This is a genomic window from Photorhabdus africana (genome assembly GCF_035181445.1).
Taxonomy (GTDB): Bacteria; Pseudomonadota; Gammaproteobacteria; order Enterobacterales; family Enterobacteriaceae; genus Photorhabdus; species Photorhabdus laumondii.
The window spans coordinates 40016-62441 of the sequence record NZ_JAXBVE010000011.1 but is presented as its reverse complement, the minus strand read 5'-3'; the positions used below and the strand labels follow the sequence as shown (position 1 = coordinate 62441).

General features: G+C 42.6%; 19 protein-coding genes. 16 read left to right on the top strand and 3 right to left on the bottom strand.

Annotation, left to right across the window (positions count from 1 at the left end; all coding sequences use genetic code 11):
- Window positions 1-43 precede the first annotated feature (43 nt).
- From SLS51_RS08785 to SLS51_RS08710, 16 genes are all read left to right on the top strand, one after another.
- Window positions 44-1279 carry a phage tail sheath family protein gene (locus SLS51_RS08785; RefSeq protein WP_323837446.1) on the top strand — a complete coding sequence of 412 codons (1236 nt, stop codon included), beginning with the start codon at window positions 44-46 and terminating at the stop codon, window positions 1277-1279.
- 13 nt (window positions 1280-1292) lie between these two features.
- The gene (locus SLS51_RS08780) at window positions 1293-1751 is read left to right on the top strand and encodes a phage tail protein (protein WP_011145950.1); all 459 of its coding nucleotides are present in this window, start codon (window positions 1293-1295) and stop codon (window positions 1749-1751) included.
- Entirely contained in the window at window positions 1748-1927 is a 180-nt protein-coding gene (locus tag SLS51_RS08775; RefSeq protein WP_054480017.1) for a DUF5908 family protein, read from the top strand. Before SLS51_RS08780 ends, SLS51_RS08775 begins: the two co-directional genes overlap by 4 nt.
- Window positions 1914-2597 carry a CIS tube protein gene (locus SLS51_RS08770; protein WP_011145948.1) on the top strand — a complete coding sequence of 228 codons (684 nt, stop codon included), beginning with the start codon at window positions 1914-1916 and terminating at the stop codon, window positions 2595-2597. The genes SLS51_RS08775 and SLS51_RS08770 overlap by 14 nt, the downstream gene beginning before the upstream one ends.
- Window positions 2594-4195, top strand: a complete 1602-nt coding sequence (locus tag SLS51_RS08765; RefSeq protein WP_323837441.1) for a phage baseplate assembly protein V — start codon at window positions 2594-2596, stop codon at window positions 4193-4195. The genes SLS51_RS08770 and SLS51_RS08765 overlap by 4 nt, the downstream gene beginning before the upstream one ends.
- A 12-nt stretch (window positions 4196-4207) precedes the next feature.
- The gene (locus SLS51_RS08760; RefSeq protein ID WP_323837439.1) at window positions 4208-4699 is read left to right on the top strand and encodes a GPW/gp25 family protein; all 492 of its coding nucleotides are present in this window, start codon (window positions 4208-4210) and stop codon (window positions 4697-4699) included.
- Window positions 4696-5112 carry a contractile injection system spike tip protein gene (locus SLS51_RS08755; protein WP_054479997.1) on the top strand — a complete coding sequence of 139 codons (417 nt, stop codon included), beginning with the start codon at window positions 4696-4698 and terminating at the stop codon, window positions 5110-5112. Before SLS51_RS08760 ends, SLS51_RS08755 begins: the two co-directional genes overlap by 4 nt.
- A 42-nt stretch (window positions 5113-5154) precedes the next feature.
- On the top strand, window positions 5155-7863 hold the full coding sequence (locus tag SLS51_RS08750) for a baseplate J/gp47 family protein (RefSeq protein ID WP_323837431.1): 2709 nt from the start codon (window positions 5155-5157) through the stop codon (window positions 7861-7863).
- Complete coding sequence (locus SLS51_RS08745; RefSeq protein ID WP_323837429.1) at window positions 7860-11213, top strand: baseplate wedge protein; 3354 nt, start codon at window positions 7860-7862, stop codon at window positions 11211-11213. The genes SLS51_RS08750 and SLS51_RS08745 overlap by 4 nt, the downstream gene beginning before the upstream one ends.
- A 109-nt stretch (window positions 11214-11322) precedes the next feature.
- Window positions 11323-12540 (top strand): tail fiber protein, encoded by a 1218-nt coding sequence (locus SLS51_RS08740; RefSeq protein ID WP_323837427.1) that lies wholly within the window; start codon window positions 11323-11325, stop codon window positions 12538-12540.
- A gap of 63 nt (window positions 12541-12603) precedes the next feature.
- Window positions 12604-14289, top strand: a complete 1686-nt coding sequence (locus SLS51_RS08735) for a contractile injection system tape measure protein (protein WP_323837425.1) — start codon at window positions 12604-12606, stop codon at window positions 14287-14289.
- Between the two features lie 9 nt (window positions 14290-14298).
- Complete coding sequence (locus tag SLS51_RS08730; RefSeq protein WP_323837423.1) at window positions 14299-16398, top strand: ATP-binding protein; 2100 nt, start codon at window positions 14299-14301, stop codon at window positions 16396-16398.
- Window positions 16399-16421: 23 nt separating this feature from the next.
- Window positions 16422-17324 carry a Pvc16 family protein gene (locus SLS51_RS08725; protein WP_323837421.1) on the top strand — a complete coding sequence of 301 codons (903 nt, stop codon included), beginning with the start codon at window positions 16422-16424 and terminating at the stop codon, window positions 17322-17324.
- A gap of 92 nt (window positions 17325-17416) precedes the next feature.
- Complete coding sequence (locus SLS51_RS08720; protein WP_323837418.1) at window positions 17417-18403, top strand: hypothetical protein; 987 nt, start codon at window positions 17417-17419, stop codon at window positions 18401-18403.
- 402 nt (window positions 18404-18805) lie between these two features.
- Complete coding sequence (locus SLS51_RS08715) at window positions 18806-19597, top strand: hypothetical protein (protein WP_323837416.1); 792 nt, start codon at window positions 18806-18808, stop codon at window positions 19595-19597.
- A 62-nt stretch (window positions 19598-19659) separates the two neighbouring features.
- On the top strand, window positions 19660-20709 hold the full coding sequence (locus SLS51_RS08710; RefSeq protein WP_323837414.1) for a fucose-binding lectin II: 1050 nt from the start codon (window positions 19660-19662) through the stop codon (window positions 20707-20709).
- Between the two features lie 121 nt (window positions 20710-20830).
- On the opposite strand, the gene SLS51_RS08705 is transcribed toward SLS51_RS08710, so the two are convergent.
- The 3 genes from SLS51_RS08705 to SLS51_RS08695 all read right to left on the bottom strand — a co-directional run bounded on the left by SLS51_RS08705 (window position 20831) and on the right by SLS51_RS08695 (window position 22403).
- Window positions 20831-21004, bottom strand: a complete 174-nt coding sequence (locus SLS51_RS08705; protein WP_075508987.1) for an Rpn/YhgA-type helix-turn-helix domain-containing protein — start codon at window positions 21002-21004, stop codon at window positions 20831-20833.
- A 98-nt stretch (window positions 21005-21102) separates the two neighbouring features.
- Entirely contained in the window at window positions 21103-22065 is a 963-nt protein-coding gene (locus tag SLS51_RS08700; RefSeq protein ID WP_011145934.1) for an Rpn family recombination-promoting nuclease/putative transposase, read from the bottom strand.
- Window positions 22066-22211: 146 nt separating this feature from the next.
- The gene (locus tag SLS51_RS08695) at window positions 22212-22403 is read right to left on the bottom strand and encodes a type II toxin-antitoxin system prevent-host-death family antitoxin (RefSeq protein WP_323837411.1); all 192 of its coding nucleotides are present in this window, start codon (window positions 22401-22403) and stop codon (window positions 22212-22214) included.
- Window positions 22404-22426: the final 23 nt, after the last annotated feature.

Here is a 22426-nt window from a genome sequence, read left to right as displayed (position 1 = left end):
ATGAGGCGCGGTTCGCCGCGCCTGTTCTAGTGAGGAACCGAAAATGGAAATAAAACAGCCCGGCGTCACCATCACGGAGAACCTGATATCCCAGCAACAAGATGAGGCATTTATCGGTGTACCGATTTTTATCGGCTATACCCAACCGGCTAAAAACAATCACGCTAAAAACAATCATGCTAAAAACAATCGTATTAGTGACAAAACCGCCGTCAAGCTCCACAACCTGACCGATTTTACCCTGTCATTTGGTGAATCAGGATTAATGTACTATTCCGTGCGCCACTTTTTTGAAAACGGGGGTCAACAAGCCTATGTACTGTCGCTAGGATCTGATGAACCCCGAGACAATTTTCAATCATTGACCACCACCCTACAACAAGATTGGGTTAAACAAGCGATTTCGGCACAGAGTGCTATCACGCTGATTGTGGTTCCCGATATTGTTTATCTGAATCAGATGGATGCTCCCGATTCAGAAATCGATCAACACGATAAGATTCTATTCTGGCGACAGTTTTGGCAATCAGTACTCAACCTTTGCAATAGCCGACGCGGCATCATGGGATTGCTGGATGCCCCCGATGATCCCGCCCTGGCCGCTGAATGTTTAGCCCAGTTCTCTTCCAATGATCGGCAATGGGGTGCCGTATACTGGCCAAGGTTGAACAGTGCTTATCAGGAGCAAAATCAGCCTGTTGTACTTTCACCTACCGCCGCAGTGGCCGCCGTCATCCAGCGTAACGATAACCAAATGGTCGTCTGGCATGCCCCCGCGAACGTTGCGTTAGCCAAAGTCATCAACCCGATACGCTCTTATATTGAAGCTGATGACCTGTTTAACCAGAACGGCACTTCGTTGAATCTGGTTCGTAGCTTCCCCGGCAAAGGGACAAGGATCTGGGGATGTCGCACACTGGACAATACGCCCGGTTCTCCCTGGCGCTATATCCAGACGCGCCGTCTGGTTTCCTATATCGAAGCCCATATGACTCAACTGGGCCGGGCCTTTGTGTTTGAACCCAATAACGCCATCACCTGGATGAAGTTTAAAGGTCAGGCTTACAACTGGTTACGTCAGTTATGGCTAAACGGCGGACTGCGCGGTACGCAGGAAGATCAGGCATTTGAGGTGTTACTGGGGATTGACGAATCGATGAGTGAAGCAGATCTACGGGCCGGGAAAATGATCATGAAGATCAGGCTGGCACTGTTAATTCCGGCGGAATTTATCGAGCTGAATCTGACATTTGATACCCGCACCGGGATCACCCATTAAACAGGGGCAAAATATGAACAATTTATACACCCCGTCGGTATCACACCGTTTTATCGCCAGTTTTCTGTTTAACAATATCCCCAGCCCTCTCGACATTGCCTTTCAACGGATATCTGGCCTCAGCCGTGAGTTGCAAACTAGCCAACATAGTCAGGGTGGGGAAAACGCCAGAAATACCTGGCTGGCCGAGAAGATCCAGCATGGCAGTCTGGTACTGGAGCGCGGCGTTATGACCGTTACGCCACTCACTCTGACGTTTGACCGCGTCCTGCGTGGTGAGAAAGCCGTGTATGCCGATGTGGTTATCATTCTACTGAATGAACATTCAGTTCCCGTAGCAAGCTGGACATTAAGTAATGCGCTGCCAGTTCATTGGTCTACCGGGGATTTTGATGCCAATAGCAATACGGTGCTGGTCAATACTTTGGAGTTACGTTATCAGGATATGCGCTGGTTAGGAGTGAAAGCATGACCGTAGAAATTAAGGAGCTGATTATTCAGGCTAAAGTGACCGATTCAGCCAGTCACTCCAGCGCACCACGCACACTGGCGCAGGAAGCGCTGGATAACGCCCAACTGATTGAAAAGGTGAAACAAGCCGTGTTAGATGCCTTGCGTGAAACAGGAGGCCATTATGAGCTTAATTGAACGCAGCCTGTCCAAACTCACCCTCACCGCTTTCAAGGACCGCGAGGGGAAAATCTCGGTAGGCAGTTTGCAAGCCATGTATAACCCCGATGCCATCCAGCTCGACTACCAAACCCGTTATCAGCAGGATGAAAGCATTAACAGTGCCAGTCAAAGCAGCCGCTATGTATTATCCCAACCGGCGGGTCTGTCATTAGTTCTGTTATTTGATGCCACCATGCCCGGCAACAACACCGCAGTAGAAACGCAGCTGGCAATTTTGAAAGCCCTGTGTGCCGTGGATGCCAGTACCAACGTTCCCCACTTTCTTAAAATTAAATGGGGCAAAATGCGTTGGGAAAACAAAGGCTATTTTGCTTGCCGTGCCAGTGGCCTTAGCATCAGTTACACCCTGTTTGACCGGGATGCCACGCCATTGCGGGCCAGCGCGACCTTATCCCTAGTGGCAGATGAAAGCTTTGTGATTCAAGCCACCGAGCAACAGTTAAAATCACCACCCGTCACCGCAGTCAATGTAACCGATATGCTCTCCCTGCCGTTGATCGCCTTAGGTGCCGGCGCTTCTTTGGCGGGGGGTATTGATTATCTCTCGCTGGCCTGGCAAAACGGTCTGGATAATCTTGATGACTTCACCCCCGGGCAAACACTGCAAGCGCAGGGGGAAGCATGAAGATACCCGCAATAATCATCAAAATAGGGGGTAAAGCCCTCAGTCAATTTACGGTTATCACTCTGACAATTAACCATCAAATCAATAGCATCCCCTCGGCTAACATCACGCTGGGGATCGCCGGTGATGCCAGCCATATTTTTGACGCCAAAGCGCAAGCTGAACTGGTAAGCTGCCGTCCGAATCATGAGCTTAGCGTGCAGATCGAAAAAAACGTGGTGTTTAAGGGGATCATCGTGCGGCAAACATTGGGGCTTAAAGGTCAGGACAACCTCATTACCCTAACCGCTAAACACTCGTTACAAAAATTAACTCACAACTTCCATTCGCAGCTGTTCAACAAACAAAGTGATGAGGCAATTCTCAAAAAACTATTCAGTCAGGCCGGTATCCCTGTCACGATAAAACCAGCCCCTCAGCTTAAAACGGTACATGAGCAAATGGTGCAATTCCGCTGTAATGACTGGACGTTTCTAAAAAGTCGGCTGCTCGCGACCCACACCTGGTTATTGCCCGGCAACGATAGTGTGACACTGGTCACCCCGGAATCCCTGAACCGGTCAACCGTGCATACCCTCCACCAGCGAGCGAGCCATCAGGATGCGGTGTTATTTGAAGCGAATCTGCAATGGGATAATCAACGCAGCCCCAAAACCGTGAGTGTACAATCCTGGGATATCGCCCAACAAAAACTATCTCCAGCCCATCAGGCAAAAAGCAGTGGTCTGGGTCGTAATCAACTTGCCACAGATAGTCTGACATCATTGACCAACCAAGCATGGCAATGGGCTTTCAGCTATCCATTGGACAATGAACAGGCCAAACAGCTTGCTCAAGGTATCCTGAATAACCGCCGAAGTCATAACGTCTCCGGTAATTTTGAAGTCGAAGGCGATAACCGTTATCAAACGGGGGATGTGCTGGCGTTAAACGGCTTTGGTCAAGGAATGGATGGTCAGGCGATTATCACCGGTGTCAGTCACACCCTCAATCAACGGCAAGGCTGGCGTACCCGGCTAACGCTGGGGCTATTACCGGAAACAGAGCAAGTTGTACCACCGGTTAAAGAGCTGCATGTCGGGATCGTGGAAAAATACCAAAAAGATAACCAGTCGCTGGGGCGTATTCCGGTCAAAATCCCGGCTTTAAACTTAACCAACGGCACCCTTTTTGCCCGGCTGGGTAAACCTTATGCCAGCCACGAAAGTGGTTTCTGCTTCTACCCTGAACCGGGAGATGAAGTGATTATCGGCTTCTTTGAAGGTGATCCACGCTTCCCGGTGATATTAGGCTCGATGCACAATCCTAAAAACAAAGCACCATTAGAACCGAGTGAAAAAAATCCGGTGAAAACCTTAGTGATTAAACAGGGAGAAAATCAGCAAGCATTACTCTTTAATCATAAAGATAAAACACTCGCATTGAATAGCGGAAAAAACACCTTATCTCTGCAACAGGATAAAGATATCACGCTTAATTCCGCTAAGAATCTTATTACCCATGCTCAGGAAATTAAAATAGAGGCACAAAAATCTCTGTCCGCCTCCGGTAAATCCGGCGTAGATATTAAAGGTGCGAAGATTAACTTAACCCAATAATAAGGTAATAAGATGACAAATAAAGCACTAGCCAATAAAGCATCAGCCGAAAAAGTATTAGCCGATATTTATGGTCGGGGTTGGGCCTTTCCGCCACAATTTTCTATTAAAGATAGTACGTATAAAGATAGCACGCATCCTGAAATACCCACTGGCGTCACCATGGCGGAAGGGGCCGAAAACGTTCGCCAAAATATGAAAATTCTTTTTCTCACCGAACCCGGTGAACGAATTATGCGTGAGAATTATGGCTGTGGCCTGAATGATTATCTGTTTGCCAATATTCGTGACGAAATGATGGCAGAAATTCAAACCCGGATTGAAGAACGGGTATTGCGTTATGAACCCCGCGCCGATATCAGCGAAATCCAAGTGAACCAGAGAACCGACCTGCCCAATACCCTGCATATTCAGGTCACCTACACGCTGAGAGGCAGCGAAATCAGCCAGCAGATTGAAGGCGTCCTCGAAGTGAATGAAGGCCGGGTACAGGTGAGTTTATGAGCAAACAACTGGTGGTAGATGGCGATTTCTTGCTGTTCGAACCATTATTTGGCAACCGGCAAGTCACCATTCTGGGGCCAGCAACCATCCGCGGTAGCGGACACGCCCAAATCCAAGGCAAAAAGATCGTTATGATCGGTGATGAAAAAAAGGTGCAATTTCAAGCGCAATATATTACTCCCAGCCACCCGGTGCCCGGCATGGGGATGGTCACCATTGCTCAATTAAATGCCAGTCAACAAGTCAACTTTTGCCGCAGCCCTGCCACGGTAATTGTTGTCGGGCAACAATTTATCGCCCGATTTACCCCAACCCAACCCGCTAATAATCCATCGAGTGGCCCGGATGTAACAGTCCCCAGTATGGGTAAAGGCCGGTTTATTGCCAGTCAATATGCGGTCACTGCCGGATAAATAACCTCTTCAACTTTATTTTAAATAACAGGTGATATAAATATGGGACAGGCCGAGTTAGAAAATAAACTCTCTGCTATTGTGCCGGATACTGCATTTAAACTTGATGAAAGAAGTACGCTGGATATTTTAAACTGGCTACAAGAATACGCTAAAAAAATCCCTTTCGATCAAGAGAAAAAACAGTTCTGGGACAGTTTTTACTTTATTCAAGCAAATAATCCGCAACAATTAGCGGATATTTACCAAAATGTAAATAAAGCCGATGGCCGATTACCCGCTCATCAAGCTTTTGTTTTGGCTTTCTTAACGTTATTAGAAACAACCAACCGATTATTAAATACCTTTCCGGCCCGGCACCGTGATCTTTATTACCGGGAATTATTAGGGCTGAAACCTAAAAAAGCCCAAGCGGATAAGGTTGCGCTAGGAATTACTCTCAATCCTGACAGCACAGAATCGTTGATAGCCCAAGGCACGCTATTTGATGCCGGGCAAGACAGCGCTGGCAATCCATTACACTATGCATCAGATACGGATTTACTGGCGAACCAAGGGGAACTGACCGACCTATATTGGTACCGAAGAGATAAAGATGGCTGGCAATCAGCAACCCCACTGAACCACTCAGATAATTTGGCATTACCCGAAAACGGTATTCGACTTTTTAGCCCAACATCCCATGATACTCCTGTGCTGTCCGGTTACCTGATTACCTGCTCCTTGTTTGCCATGCCGGCAGGAGAACGCCGCATTAAAGTGACTCTGGCAAGCGAATGGGCGGGTAATACTGATCACATCACCGCGACAATCAGCGCTGGAGATCATTGGCTCTGCTTGTCAGTAAAATCTATCGACAAAACCACGATAGAGCTTGGATTATCATCCAGTGATGCCGCTGTCACTGCCCCTGATGCCCTGGATAATATGGCGTTTAATGTACCGGCATTAAAACTGGGTACCACTCAAGGCCCTATTCTGCCGGAGATTAAAGGCATCGAAGTCAGTATTAATGGCAACCGCAGCGTGCACTATGCCTCTGACAATGGTATTGAACAGACGGATACCGCCAGCTTCCCGTTTGGTCAATCCCCGTCGCTGGGTTCCGGTTTTAATCTGGTTGCCCCAGAATGGTATGGCTCTGAAAACGCAACATTAACGATTACGCCTCAATGGGTTGGCTTACCGACAAGCAGTTTTTCAACATGGTATGACAAATATAATCCGAAACCTGCCAGTAATGGGGTGTTCAAAGTACAAGGTTACTTAGTCACATCTCAAAAGAGAGACGCTCTCAATAACGCTAAATCTCAGTCATTATTTGGTGGAACAGGTGCCCCACAAGGACAAAGTCTGACATTGACCTTACCGGTGATGAATTATCCCCTTGCAGACAGTCCATCCCCCAACGAATGGCCGGCATCCGTGCGCATAGAACTGGCTGAACAGGATTTTATGCACGCCCAATACTGGCAAAATCCCACGGATAAAAATGTCCCCTATACCCCGCAAATCAGTGCATTGCAGGTACAGTTCAACGCTAAAGCCAAACCTGAGCAATTCACCGTTTATCCTCTGACCCCTTTTGGCCGGGCCGAGGCAACAGCAAAAATGCCGACACTCACCCATGAAGCCTTCTATTTAGGCTTTACAGGCGTATCACCGGGACAAACTCTATCCTTATATTGGCAATTAGCAGGGATTCAAGCCCTCGCTTTATCCTGGTTTTATCTCAACAACAGCAATAGCTGGAACAAATTAGATGAATTAGTTGACGACCAAACCCATAACCTGTTTGACCGGGGTATCTGGCGTACCTTATTGCCCCAAGATGCGGCAAATCAGGCCCCTCTGATGCCGCCGGGGCGCTACTGGCTAAAAGCTGAGATAACGGCTCAGACCGATCCTCAGGATTACCCCAGCATTAAAAGTCCGCTATATAACGCCACGACAGCGACTTTAGTAAATGCCCAAGCCATTGAACAAGCTCATTTTATCAACGGATTGGCCGCTGGCAGCATTAAACAGCCAACCAGCACATTAGTCGCAATCAGCAACGTCACCCAACCTTGGGCTTCTTGGAACGGTCGCCCGCCAGAAACCGAGCAAGCTTTCCTGACACGTCTGCCTGCCCGGTTATCTCACCGTAATCGGGTACTGAGTTGGGGCAACATTGTCACCTTATTAAAAGAGCAATTTGTCAGCCTGTTTGACGTCAAATATCCTTCTGCCAATGAATTAACCAAAATCCCGGCACCAGAAATACAACGACTGATTGTGATCCCTAACAGCCGTTACAAAGATAACGATGATGTACTACGACCCAAATTAAACCCTGCCCGGCTGGCAGAGATGGTCGAATGGATCAAACAACTTAGCAGTCCCTGGGCAACGATTGAAATTAATAACCCCACCTACGTTGACGTTAATGTGGACTACCAAGTGACCTTTATCTCAGGGATTAACCCCGACTACGGCCATCATCAGCTACAACAGCAATTAAGCCGAAAATATATGCCGTGGGGCGAAAATCCGACTATCGGCGTGACAACCGGCAACCATATTGACTACTACCAACTGTTAGCCAACATCCAACAATCCCCTCTGGTGGAACGTGTCACCCATTTAAGTATAACCATTGCTAACCGGACCACAGGTGCCATAGGTGAAAGTATCGAAGCTGCCGATGATGAAGTGCTGATTTTGGTCTGGCCAGAGAGGCGCCCCTTAAACCAAGGAGTTAACTCATGAGTCATCAGGATGCCCTGTTTCCCATCGTCAAAGATGATATTACCTTCGATGCCTTACTCACTCAGGCCAAAACAGTCATTGAGCAGCAATCCGGCCAATGCTGGAGCAATACCAGTGAAAATGATCCCGGGGTCACTTTATTGGAAGCCTGTTGTTATGGTGCATCTGATCTGGCTTACCGTCATTCATTACCTCTGAAAGATCTTCTAACCCCCAAACCCGCGGAACAGATACCCGGCGACGGTATTTTCCCTCAGGAGTTCGGCCCACAACAAACACTGACCTGTGGCCCGATCACGGCGGAGGATTATCGCCGGGCTTTATTGGATTTACATAGCAGCGACACAGTTAATGAGACAAACAACAGTTATTTTTTCTTTAATGATGTCCAACTGATCCGTGAACCTGAAGAACAACGCTATAAATATTGGTATAACAAACAGGAACGTAAATATACCTTTAACGATTTGGGCGCCGACGGCAAATTAACCTTGAGAGGAAATTATTGGCTTTATTTACTTCCTGGTCAGGAAACTCAGGCCGATAATAAGCTGGCTCAGCAGAAACTCAACGATTTCCTAAAAAATAACCGTAACTTGGGGGAATCCGTCAGTAAAATTATCTGGCTGCAACCCATCAATTTCCTCTTGCAGATTGATATTGAACTTAATGATAACGTCATCGATATTCCTGATATCTTCGCTCAGGTTTATATGGCGGCGGAACAGATGGTGCTGGAAAAGCCCGGGCGCTATACCACTCAAGCCATGAAAGATCTGGGCTACAGTAATGAAAAGATATTCTCCGGCCCTTATTTACATCACGGCTGGATACCGGCATTACCTCAAACCAAAAATTACACCGGCGCTACGGTATTAAATCTCAGCCATCTGGTTAACCGACTATTAGCGATTAACGGTATTCAGAGTGTCACCCGGCTGGCATTAGCTAATCCCGACAAAACCATTACGCCATTGCCGGAGGATAATTGGTCCTGGGAGATTGCTCAGGGATATTACCCGAGATTATGGGGTAACGATCCACTGGCATTAATTACCTCACCAGATAGCCCACTGACTATTACCGCCAAAGGCGGCGTTAAAATTGTTGTTTCTAAACAAGATATCGAGGAAAAGCTTATTGCAGAGCCGCTGATCGATACACAGCCGGAATTACTGGATTGGGGTAAACATCGTAAAGTTCTGGATTACTACCCGGTGAGTAATAAATTACCCGCCTGCTATGGATTACAGGCCAAAAAACCTACGCCACAGCAAGTACAACTACACCAATTTATGCTCCCTTTTGAACAGATGTTGGCTAATAGCTGCGCTGAACTTGCCCTCTTACCGAAACTCCTGGCTTTTAAACAACGGGGGGAGACCGTATATGGTGTGCAATGGCCTTTTAAAGCAGGTACGGTCAATTACAACGTGCATCAACAGATCACCTCTGACTTAACCGCAAAACTAAACGACGATTCACAAATCTATATTAATGATGACATTCAGAGGTCCAACTATATAAAAGAACTGGAAATCTTAGATCATCTATTGGGTTATTTTGGCGCTCAACTTGCCGCCAGACCACTTACCCTCGATTTTCAGGATTTTCTGGATACCCAACGCGGTTATTTAGCCCAACAACCGGAACTGACCTATCAACGTAATAATATTCGGATTGATAAAATATCGGCACTACAAAAACGGATTGCTGCCCGGTTAGGTTTAGGCGGGGAATGTTTCAGTGACACGCCTGATCTGGCTAATTTGCCATTCTATTTAATTGAACATCGCCAATTACTACCGGCAAAACCCGATATCCAATTTAATACTAAACAAAAGCCTGATTCTCTGGTGGTTGAAGATGATCAGTTAAGAATCACCCAAAAAGGGACAGCAGGCCGCTTATTGCAAGGGCAGGTCATTAACCTGATCATCACTGACAATGATAGAGAATTTACCTTGCGAGGTCAGATGATCACTGAAGTGTCAGGAGAGACATTCTCCCTTAACACACGCAATAGCTCGGGTCTAAAGCACAATCTGGAAAGAATACTGGAGGCATTTGAGCAAAACAAATTGTTCTGGCAAAACAGCCCAGTGTGGTTGGAAGATATGGATTATCAACTGGTTTATGCCGATGCCACATATCAAAATGCTACCGAAGATCAACGTTGGATCACCTCCAGCGCCCAAAGCCCCTTCCCGGCCATGATTGAAGAAAATGACGAAATCACCCTGAAATATATCATTACGCCATCTGGACCATCCCAAAAAGCATTAGCCCATACAGTTCAAGCTGAACCGAAACCCGAATATGAACTCAAAGCACGTGTCATTAAATTTGATCGTATTCAAGGCAAGATATTAATTAAACGCAACCAAGAGTCACGGGATAATTTTCCTTCCGAGACAGAAGCATGGCGCTATCGCTGGTATTTCTCCAGTGAAAAATATGCCCTGGCTGATCGTTTTTCATTTGTGGTTAGCGTGGTAGTGAATCGCTTGTTAATTGAGAGCAACAAAGTTGACCCTTATAAACTGGAAGCTTGGGTAAAAACGGAGATTCTCTCTGAATTTCCCGCACATATTTCGATGATTATTCACTGGTTATCACCGAAACATTTTGAAGATTTTGCCAATACCTATAAACGCTGGCAAAACAATGATGCGCCTTTAGGGGACGAGGCATACCATATTTTAGAGACCTTAACCTTGGGAAGATTACCTTCCGCTGCAACCGGTATTGGCAGTATGCGAATTGCCACCGAACAGCAACGTATTGAGGTCATTGGTGAATCGGGCGATCAATGGCATGAAGACGTGATAAAAGATAATCAGCTATTATATGTTCCTTATACTAAAACGGTAGTATTGGTAAATATTGACTTAAATAAAGAGAATAATAAAGAAACGACTGTTTCAGAACTTCTGTATCAACCGGTAGAGAATAAAGGAAAATTGGTATTTTTAACTGATAACAGTCAAATAGGCCCTGAATATGCCGTACTGAAATCAGATAATGCATGGACAGATTACCATATCAAAGTGAAAAAGAATAAAAATGGGGTTATTACCGATGAAATATTGCATATTAAAGGAAGAAAGAAAGTCGGACTTAATATATCGTGGACGGCAATGAATTTATATGATCTTGATGCAGATAGTCGCTGGTCATTCTATTATGGATTTGTATTAGGCGATAACCCAGATCTGTCTGGTGCATTATTCCACACCGAAGAACCGCTTATTTTATCACTCAATTACATATCTGACCCTAATGACCTTAAAGGAGAAACACGGACAAAATTCAGCTTTAATTTTATTTATGATGGAAATAACCCTTAATAATATAAAATAAATATCTCACTGATTAATACCTCAAAACATTTCAATAATCTCGCTATTATTTGAATATATTTTAGTATAATAGCAAACATAATATAAGGTGATAAAAATGGTAAAAAAATATAACCTATATAGTTCAGACGCTAATCTGGAAAGTACGAACATTCAATCAACAGGACCTGCCGTCGGTGATTTGAAAAACCGTTTTAAAGAGGGCAGTATTCCATTACAGACCGATTATGCCGATTTGATTAATATTGCCGATATCGGTCGTAAAGCCTGTGGTCAGGCACCACAACAAAATGGGCCAGGAGCAGGATTAAAACTGGCTGATGACGGTACACTGAATTTAAAAATGGGCACGCTTTCCAGCCCAGACTTTTCTCCATTAATACTCGAAAAGGACATTTTATCTGTAGATCTTGGTAGCGGTCTGATTAATAAACCCAATGGAATATGTGTTGGTCAAGGTAATGGCATTGTTGTCAATAATGATAATGTCGCGGTCAAAGCGGCGAACGGTATTACCGTTAATGGTAGCGGTGTGGCAATCAAACCCAATAATGGCATCAATGTTGATACTAATGGTGTCTCGGTAAAATCAAAAAATTCCACGATTAAAGTCGAATCTACCGGGATATCGGTAGGAATTGGTTGGGGAGTAAAAATAGGGGGTGAAGGATTAGATATTAAAGCCAGTAATGGGATTAAAGTCGATGGTAATGGTGTTTCAGTCAAAGCCGGTTTCGGTATCACGGTTAATTCAGACGGTGTTAATATTGATCCCAACAAATTACTTTCCAAAGGAATGATTGTGATGTTTTCCGGTAGTAGCGCTCCTAGCGGCTGGGCTTTTTGTGATGGTAACAACGGAACCCCAGACTTAAGAAGCCGTTTTATCATGTGCGGTGAAACTATTTCTGAAACAGGGAAAAGCAGTAATAAAGCCAGTGGAGGTGGGAGTGGAAAAAACTTTTCCAGAAATACAACATCAACTGCGGTTTCGATCAATGTTAGCGTGCTAAACACAACATTAACAGAATCACAAATACCCAAGCATAAACACATTGAGAGCCTGCCTTATTATACCACTCTGGGATTCGCATATGATCATACGACTATAGGAGCAACTAACTACAAAATAGATAACTCAGTTAACGGACTTATATGGAAAAGGATATCTGGGCCAGACTATCATCCATACACATCAGATATAGGAGGTGGACAAGGACATAATCATAATGCATCAGCATCATCGCCTTCACATACTCATAACGTTGATGTCGTTCCGCCTTATTATCTTTTAGCTTTTATTATGAAACTCTAACTTCATCCCACACAGAAAGACTTAAATTATCTATTTTTTACTCATTACCAAGGATATATTGATATGACTTCGGAGCCAAATCTGTTAAATCGGATTACCATTACTATTGAAGCTAATAATCAACAGGTGGCTAAAAAAGTATTGCATGGCTCCCTGCTTAATCAGGCCAGTATAAATAAATTACTCAATTCATATTTTGATGGATATGATATTTATCAGGATATCGCTTTAGAGAAATTAACGCTGGACCTTGGTGAAATAAGTTTCCATGATTTTAATTCATTATTTCCGGCTCGCCTCAAAGTTGCGCTGAATAAAGCGCTCAGCCAATATCAGACCAATAACCCTAGGGAAGAAACTCTACTGAATAAACCCACATCCAATAAATTTACCGACAGGACTTATTTATCCAGTGAAAATCATTTAATTGATGCAGAGAATTTCATTCATTTCTTATCTCAAAAAGGTCCGCAATTCAATCCAATGGAGGTCATAACGGATAATAAAAATAGCGACATCAAGATTAAGCCATTAATCAATCAATTAATGCAGATAGAAAACCAATCAGCATTATTATTAGCGAAAAGCTGTTTATCTGAACAGGGTCTACAACGGCTTTTAGCTATCAGACAACCGGCCTTATTAGTCGCCATTAACCGCAGATTATCCGCAAGAATAAACAAACCACAACATCAGGAGGAGCGTGTCTCCTCCGGGCAACTGATACTTAATGCACTGGAATATATACAGCAGCATAATACTCAGGAAATACCTAAACCTGATGCGAAAATCATCTCTCGTATTACCACTGAACTCGATAACGGTGTACTTAACGCGGCACCTGTTATTACATCATTTCGCCAGGCGATAACCCGCAATATTCGATTAAACAAGATTCCATTAAACAATATCCCATTAAATCGTTGGCTAAAACAACTCTGGCAAACCGTTTCTGTTTCACAGCTTTGCAAAAAGCACCTGCCCGCTGACGAATACCAATATCTATTGGCATGTTTTACACTAAACCACACGGATAAAAATATATCTGATAAAAAACCAACCATGACTCCCGTTGATATTGCTAATATTCAAACATACCAACATCAAGCCAATCAACCCGTCATCACCGATGATCAAAAAATAGTATCAGCACCCGATAAGACACCGATTACAGGCAATCATTATAACCCACATCAAACTATCAATAGGCCACACTCTGGACGGACTTTATTATCGGAACAATCCCTGCCATACCCGATAAATAATGCCGGCATATTAATTCTGTGGCCGATGCTACCTGCACTATTTAACCAGCTTGGTCTCCTTGAGAAACAGAAATTCATTCATCGTCAAACCCAGCTCAATGCTGTTGATTTACTTGACCATCTAATTTGGGGAACCGAGGAGAAACCAGCAGAAAGAAAATTACTGAATTATGTTCTGTGTGGGCTAATAGCCGATAAAGATATTGAATCAATCCCTATCGAGCCAGAAAAACAATTGATAGCAGATCAATGGCTGGATGCGGTGACTGGTCAACTTACCGGCTGGAAAAAATTAAGCCGTAATGATGTCCGGCAACTGTTTTTACAACGACCGGGTGAATTATTGACAGATGAGCAAGAAATCAAAATCACAATACAGCAACAGCCATTTGATGCGCTACTGATCGATTGGCCGTGGCCATTAAATATCGCCAGACTTCCCTGGTTGGATCGCCCTTTACGCATCGACTGGCAAAATATTTAGAAGGTTTATATGGATTACCTACCTACCCATAACCACCATATAGTGGCAGAATCACATTGGATTTATCCCCATTTGGAACGTATTGATCTGCGGTTACAGCATTATTATTACCAAAAGAGTGACAAATACGATTCCTTGCCGGAAAGTTTTTTACTTGCCGAAGATGAATTAGATCAGCGCTTGAAAAAACCACAGGGCATTCCCCATTGGCTAACTAAACCGAATAATATTGTTATTCTGCCAGAAACAGAAAAAAGTCCAACTATTGATCCATTATCAATTGATCCCTTGTCAATATTAGCTGATCGTTTTGAACTGACTGAATTTGAGCGAGATGCCTTACTATTAGGTTTATTACCCCATTTTGACAGCCGCTATCATGCGCTATTTGCTGCTCTGCACGGTAGCAGTAGAAAACAGTGGCCTACTTTTGCTTTAGCAATTAACCTATTCAGCCAACGCCAAAGTGATCGACAATTACTGCAAAACAGTTTCTTACCGCAAACACCATTAATCAGTCATCAACTATTACAGCTCAATAATCACGAAGAATCTATCTGGCTACAGACGCAATTTTTAACTCACAACGCGGTCTGGCATTTTCTATCCGGCCAGCAGGTCATTCTACCACCGCTAATAACCTGTGCTTATTGGCATTCTCCTGCCTCACATCGTTGGTATCCTCAAGCCCTTTATCATTCATTCGAAAAAGTATTATTGAATGAAGCCGACGAAATACGTCCATTGGTGATACTTAGAGGAAAACAGGACAGCGCCAGGGAATTAGCGGTAAGCCATATTATGGCATCTCATAACATAAGGACTTTAACTCTTGATTTAGCCCGCCTGCCAGACGAAGACAATATAACGGTAATAACTAACTTACTGACGGGTGCCGTGCGGGAAGCCCGGCTATATGATGGCTGTTTATTAATTCGCAACTTTTCTTTATTCACAGAGAAAAAGAAAATATTAAATAACGAATTATCCACTTTACTAAATCAACCCAAATTACGCGTGGTTTGTCTGGCAGAACCACAAGACTCATTAATCTGGATTAAACATCTGCCAATGGTACAAATTGATATGCCCGCAGCTACTCTGGCAGACAAAAAAACCATGCTGGAAGCCAGTTTACCGGATAATATCGTTCAGAAAATAAATATCCCTCAATTATGCCAACGTTTTTCATTCACCGCAGAAACATTACCGCTCATTCTTAAAGAAGCACATCAATACCAAATACTCCGACAACCAGCAGGTCAATTGGAAGAAACTGATCTGCGTAAAGCATTAAGTTTCCGTGCTCAACAAAATTTCGATAAATTAGCTCAGCGAATCACCCCCAAACGCCGCTTTAATGATTTAGTCATTTCAGATGCATTAACACAACAATTAAAAGAAATTATTGCCGCCATTCATTATCGTGACCAAATTCTTAGTGCTGGCTTTCAGGAAAAAATCGGTTATGGTACCGGCATTAGTGCACTATTTTATGGCGAATCCGGGACCGGCAAAACCATGGCTGCCGAAGTGATTGCCGGGCATCTTGGCGTTGATCTGATTAAAGTCGATCTCTCTAGCGTGGTGAATAAATATATTGGTGAGACGGAAAAAAATATCTCTCGTATTTTCGATCTGGCCGAAGCAGATTCCGGCGTGCTATTTTTCGATGAAGCTGATGCGCTATTTGGCAAGCGTAGTGAAACCAAAGACGCCCAAGACAGACACGCTAATATTGAAGTTTCTTACCTATTACAACGACTGGAAAATTATCCGGGATTAGTCATTTTAGCCACCAATAATCGCAGCCATTTAGACAGCGCATTTAATCGTCGTTTTACCTTTATTACTCGCTTTACTTATCCCGACGAAATATTACGTAAAAAAATGTGGCAAACAATCTGGCCTGAACAATTGAAATTATCTGATGAACTTGATCTTGAACATCTGGTTAAACGCACTGATTTAACCGGTGCTAATATCAGAAATATTGCTTTATTAGCATCAATGTTAGCGAAAAATGATCATTGCGAACAAATCGAAAACAAACATATAGATCGAGCGGTTACTCTCGAATTAAATAAAACTGGTCGGTTAATTTTTTAAAACCTAACAAGATTGGAGTCAACATGACAACGATAATTGCTTCTGACAATGCTATTATTGAAATTAACCAAGCATTAAATACTATTTTATCCCAGTATTTAAATATTAATGGCAATAAAATTGATATCCGATTTGATCTACCAGAAATTAACTCCATTCAACCGGAACCGACAGTGAGCGTATTTCTTTACAATATACACGAAGATTTACAATTACGCTCTGCTGAACCAAGACGTTATAATCCAGCAACCCGTTCATTATTACCCGGCTGGGTAAATATCAATTGTAGCTATTTAATTACTTACTGGGATGCGAATAAACCATCGAGCGACAGCTCCAGTCCAGACAGTCAACCTAATAATCAAGCCGCGCAAGTCATGACACGGGTTTTAAATGCCTTGATAAATAATCGTCAATTAACCGGCATTCCCGGCGCCTATACCCGGGTTATTCTACAACAGGAAAATTTAAATAGTTTGGGTAACTTTTGGCAAGCGCTTGGCAATCGCCCACGCCTCTCTTTATTATATTCCATTACCGCACCCATGAAACTCCAAGATATTAAAGAAGATATTACACCAATTAGCCAAATTTCCGCTTCTGTGGATCAGAAGCCAAACCTGGATAATTCACAAATCAATCAAGCTCTGGCAGATAAATTGTGTACCGATTTAGGTGGCACCGAAGATATTCGCCTTGCGCTGGCTAAAGTCAATTTGATCACTGAATTTGCGACAGTCAATAATGAAAGTCTGGAAAATAAAAACGTAATCCTTCATGTTTCAGGCATTACCTATTCAGATTATTTAGCTAAAATAAATAATATTCTCTCAACCTGGAAAAATAGTCAGAATGCCGTAATTAAGATAAACGGCATAGGTATTATGATTGTTGAAGAAAATGCTGATAAATTAATTGGAATTTAGTATTAGCCAGCTTATTGTGATAGGTAAAACATACTATATCACAATCATTTCCATACATTAAACATTCAATTCCCATACATTAAGGTGATGATATGCCAAACAAAAAATACAGTGAAAATACTCATCAAGGAAAAAATCCTCTAATGAAATCAGGAGCGAATAATGAATATGATCTACAAGATTCCCCATTAGGCATCGGATTGGATTTAAATAGCATGCTGGTAAATAGCTCTACCAGTTTAAGTCAAATCCAGGATTATTCATTTTGGAAAGAAAACATTTCCGAATATTACAAATGGATGGTTGTCGTTGAATCTCATTTAAAACAATTGGACTGGACCTTAAAATCAATGGATTCGCCTGAATCTGCCGGAACTAACGTAGCCAAAAATATGGGCGTTACTGCACTGCAATCTCTATTAAATACCGGAAGCAGTATAGCCGGCGGCGCTATTGGAGGAGCCATAGGGAGCGCGATAGCACCGGGTATTGGCACTATAGCTGGCGCGGGTATTGGCGTATTAGCCGGAACCGGATTAAATTACCTTAATGACACAGCTATTGATAAATTAAGTAAGAAATTTAAAATCGCTCATCCTTATCCTAAAACAAGAAACATGATACTTGATATCAATAATTACGATAAAAACCCGATCATTAAAGCAATCAAAAAAAACGTCAACAAAGACAACTTAAAAGTCACGGCGGGCAGTTCATTAACATCGAAACTTGTAGGAACAGTCACCTCACCAATAAAATTTCCTGCCTATAAACTTGCTGATCTGGCTGTATCACATCATAGGGCATTAGAAGGATTGAGTGACGACAAAGCCAGACATATATTAGATTTCACCAATAGTATCCGTGAAGTTCTCAATGAAAGCCATTCTGATGCTGTTGCATTTATGCGTAAAAACTATGGCGATAATGCAATGAGTCTTCCTGGACTTTCTTCTAAAATAAAGGGGGAAAAATTAACCTTAAATACATTAGCAAAGAAAAAAAACAAAATAGAAAATAGAATTAATAGCATCAATAAACAAACATTGAAAGTTTCTTCAGGAAGTCGAAATGAATAATTAATCTGTATTAACTCAGATTGACCAATACCACAGAGTTAAGCTCGTTAATCCTCTTAACGAGCTTATAAGTATATTAATTCATCAGCAGAACGATAAACATAGAAATAACACCAATCCACTTATCCCAATCAATAAAAACAACCCTATTCATTATCCCCGACTTGTCATACTTGAAATTGAATAATCAGAGAAAATAAACATCCATTAACAATCTCTGTTATTAATTAATGTTGTATATAAAAATCCCCCGCCCATAATTGTTTTGTTTCATTGGAAATTATTTAAATAACCATTGGTTAAATTTTTAAATATAAACAATAACATCTATAAATCATGTTATTGCGGTAGCTATACCATTGATGAACAAAACAACTCAATATCATATACAAGGTGATAAAAATGGAAAAAGAATATAACCGGTCCACTTTAGAATCCAATATAGAGAATACCAATACTCTGGATCGCCATGAAATTGGTAAAACGCTTGGTCAGACTGATAATCCACATTCAGCGCTAAAACCGGGTGATGACTATACACAGGCAATAAAAATTAACCCTGACGGCGGCTTAAAAGCAGATAAAGATGGATTAAGTGTAAAAATTAAAGCGGGTAATGGTATTAAGGTAGACAATAGCGGCATCAGTATTGATCCCAATAATGTATTGCCAAAAGGCATGATTGTGATGTTCTCCGGTGAGGATGCTCCCACCGGCTGGGCTTTTTGTGATGGTAATAATGGAACGCCAGATTTAAGAAGCCGTTTTGTCATGTGTGGTGAAACTCTTGCTGAGACAGGAGAAAGCAATAGTAAAGCCAGTGGGAGTGGTAATGGAAAAAACTTTTCCAAAAATACAACATCAACTGCGGTTTCGGTAAATGTTACTGTGGGAAATACAGCATTAACAGAAGCACAAATACCTAGTCATAAACATATTGGAGGTGTGGGTTATGTGCATGGGTGGGGAATGAGATATGGCTCTGATTTCCCTGGCGGCGATAATATTTATCAAATACGTAATGACACTGGTGTAGTATCGACTCTTTCCAATTTACCTGTTTACTCATATACATCAAACACAGGCGGAGGACAAGGACATAATCACCCGGCAACAGCATCATCCCCTGAACATAATCATAGTATTGATATCATTCCGCCTTATTATTTATTGGCTTTTATTATGAAACTTTAATTCCGTTGCACCAAAAAGATTTAAATCACCTCTTATTTTCTAATTACAAAGGATATATAACAATGAATATATCTAGTTATTTCTTCCTGAATGAAGAGAACATTAAGTTCAATAATCAGTGTTTAAATACATACATGGGTTACCCTCATCCCATCAGTAAAGATTGGCCCAACCTGCCTGCCGGGTTCCAAAGATATATTGACGATATTGTTAATTTAAATGGCTTTTTATATTTTTTTAAAGGCTCACTGTATCTTAAATTCGATATCGCGAAAGCACAGGTCGTTGATGGACCAAACTTCATTATAGATGGCTGGCCTGGATTAAAAGGAACAGAACTGGAAAATGGAATAGATGCCGCCATAGAATTGACTACCAACACCGTTTGTTTCTTTAAAGGCAGACATTGTATAGATTACACCATCGATTTACACACAATTAAGACCAACACTATTTCAGAACGGTGGGGAATGACTGGGAAATATGCAGCATTTAGTAGCAATCTGGATGCTATTATTTCATGGCCAGATATCGATGGAAATTTTATTTATTTTTTCAAAAATGATTCTTTTATTCGGTTCGACCCAAATTTGAATGCACTTGATGCCGGGCCAATCATCATCTCCAGCGATAATGAGGGTTGGAGAGGATTAGCCTTCAAAAATATTCAAGCTGCAGTATCGGTCGATACCGATTTATTAAGCAGTCACCGTGGCAATAATGGAGGCAATAGTAAAGTCTGTAATGGAACATGTGGTACTAATGACACGGGTAAATATTGTTTCCAGTTACCTCACAGTATTCGATTCGGCTTGATAGCCTACGCTAATACAAATATTCCGCAAACTGTAAAAGTATATATTGACGATCTTCTGGTAGATACATTAACCAGTACCAGTAAAGGACAAAATAATCTCATGGCAACTAAAGCCTACACATCAGGTACAGGCAAAATCTGTATTGAGATTGAAGGGGATGGCAAACCATGTGAGCTACGTTATTTCGATAATATATTTGATGGAAAACCGGGAACAGCTATTATCAGCGCTGAAAATGGTACCAATAGTCATTACAATGATAGCGTGGTGTTCTTGAATTGGCCTCTGACATAAACTAAAAATACTCGGTTTCGAATAATAATTGCGCCCTCCGTGGCGCTTTTTTTCCTACTCATATGACTACCGTAAAATAAATAGTAGTATTTGGAAGAAATACAGTAATTTTGTCGGACATTTATTCAAGCTCACTCTGGCTCAGACCGGTGGTTTTCATCACTGTTTCACAATCGATTCCGCTGTTCAGCAATGCATGAGCAATTTTTAACGTTGCTTCCTGACGCCCTTCTTGACGTCCTTCCTGACGTCCTTCTTGACGTGCTTTATGTTCCAATCTTTGTGCTATTGTCATCAGTACCTCCTCATACCTCGGGGACTGTTCTGCCAGTCGCCGTAAGATCCCCATCTCACACGGATCGTTGAATGCTGATTGAGGACTCTCAAGACGAGTTAGTGGCGTATTTGCTCCAGTTCGTTCTGGCTCAGACCGGTGGTTTTCATCACTGTTTCACAATCGATTCCGCTGTTCAGCAATGCATGAGCAATTTTTAACGTTGCTTCTTGACGTCCTTCCTGACGCCCTTCTTGACGCCCTTCTTGACGCCCTTCTTGACGCCCTTCTTGACGTCCTTCTTGACGTCCTTCTTGACGTGCTTTATGTTCCAATCTTTGTGCTATTGTCACCAGTACCTCCTCATACCTCGGGGACTGTTCTGCCAGTCGCCGAATAAAACCCTCTGGATCGGCGGTATCTCCCACCTGTAATAAGTAGTTTAGCACGCTTTTTAGCTGTTCATCCGTATAGTAATCATACGTCAGCAGTATAACCAACTCTTGCAGCAGCTCTGCCATATCTCGCTGCCGGATATGCTTTTGCACCATTTCCAGTAGCGCGACCCGTTTGTGCGTCAAGATTTCATCATCCGGGATTACCGTCACATCTACCAGCGGGAATTTATTGGAATAGATTTCCTCCGCCAGGGCCGGATCATCGAAACAGTCGAGCCAATTGGTACTCCAAGGATACGGCTGTATTTTACCGTGATAGAACAACACCGGAATGACCAGCGGCAATTTTTCATGTCCCTGCTCCAGATGCCGTTGCATGGCTGAAATACCGTAGCGCATTAATCGAAATGCCATCATTTTGTCCGGGGAACTTTGGTGCTCGATCACACAATACACATAACCGTCACCCTGAGCCGTTTTCAATGAATACAAAATGTCGGAATAATGCGCCCGCAGATTGTCTTCAATAAACGACCCTGATTCCAACCGCAGTGTATCCAGATCACAAACTGCCCGTAATGTCGCAGGCAAATGTATCTCCAAAAAGTCTCTGGCAGTATCAATATGACTTAAAAACTGTTTAAAAACAGCGTCATGTGGCGTTGGTGTATTTTTTCTCTTCATCGGTGAATGGTAGCATACTTTCTTTTATATTGAAGGAATATTAAGCAAGAAACCAAGCGGACTGAAATGTCTTGAATTTTCTTTGACAAAAACTTTGATCGTATCTCAGATACTTTAATTTCCTTCTTAAGCGAAGTTCAGGTTAGTTACCTTTCCTGCAAATTTCCGCTATTTACCTGCTCCAATGATTTAAGTAAATGTTTTGCATTAGCGGATGAACGTAGTAAATAAGCAGTTTCTTCAAGGCTTACATATTCTGCATTTGAAATAATGACGCAATCACCACCGTTTTGTCTGGTGATCAATATTGGTGCACAATCCTGAATATATTGCGCCATCCGTGGCGCACTCTCTTTATTTT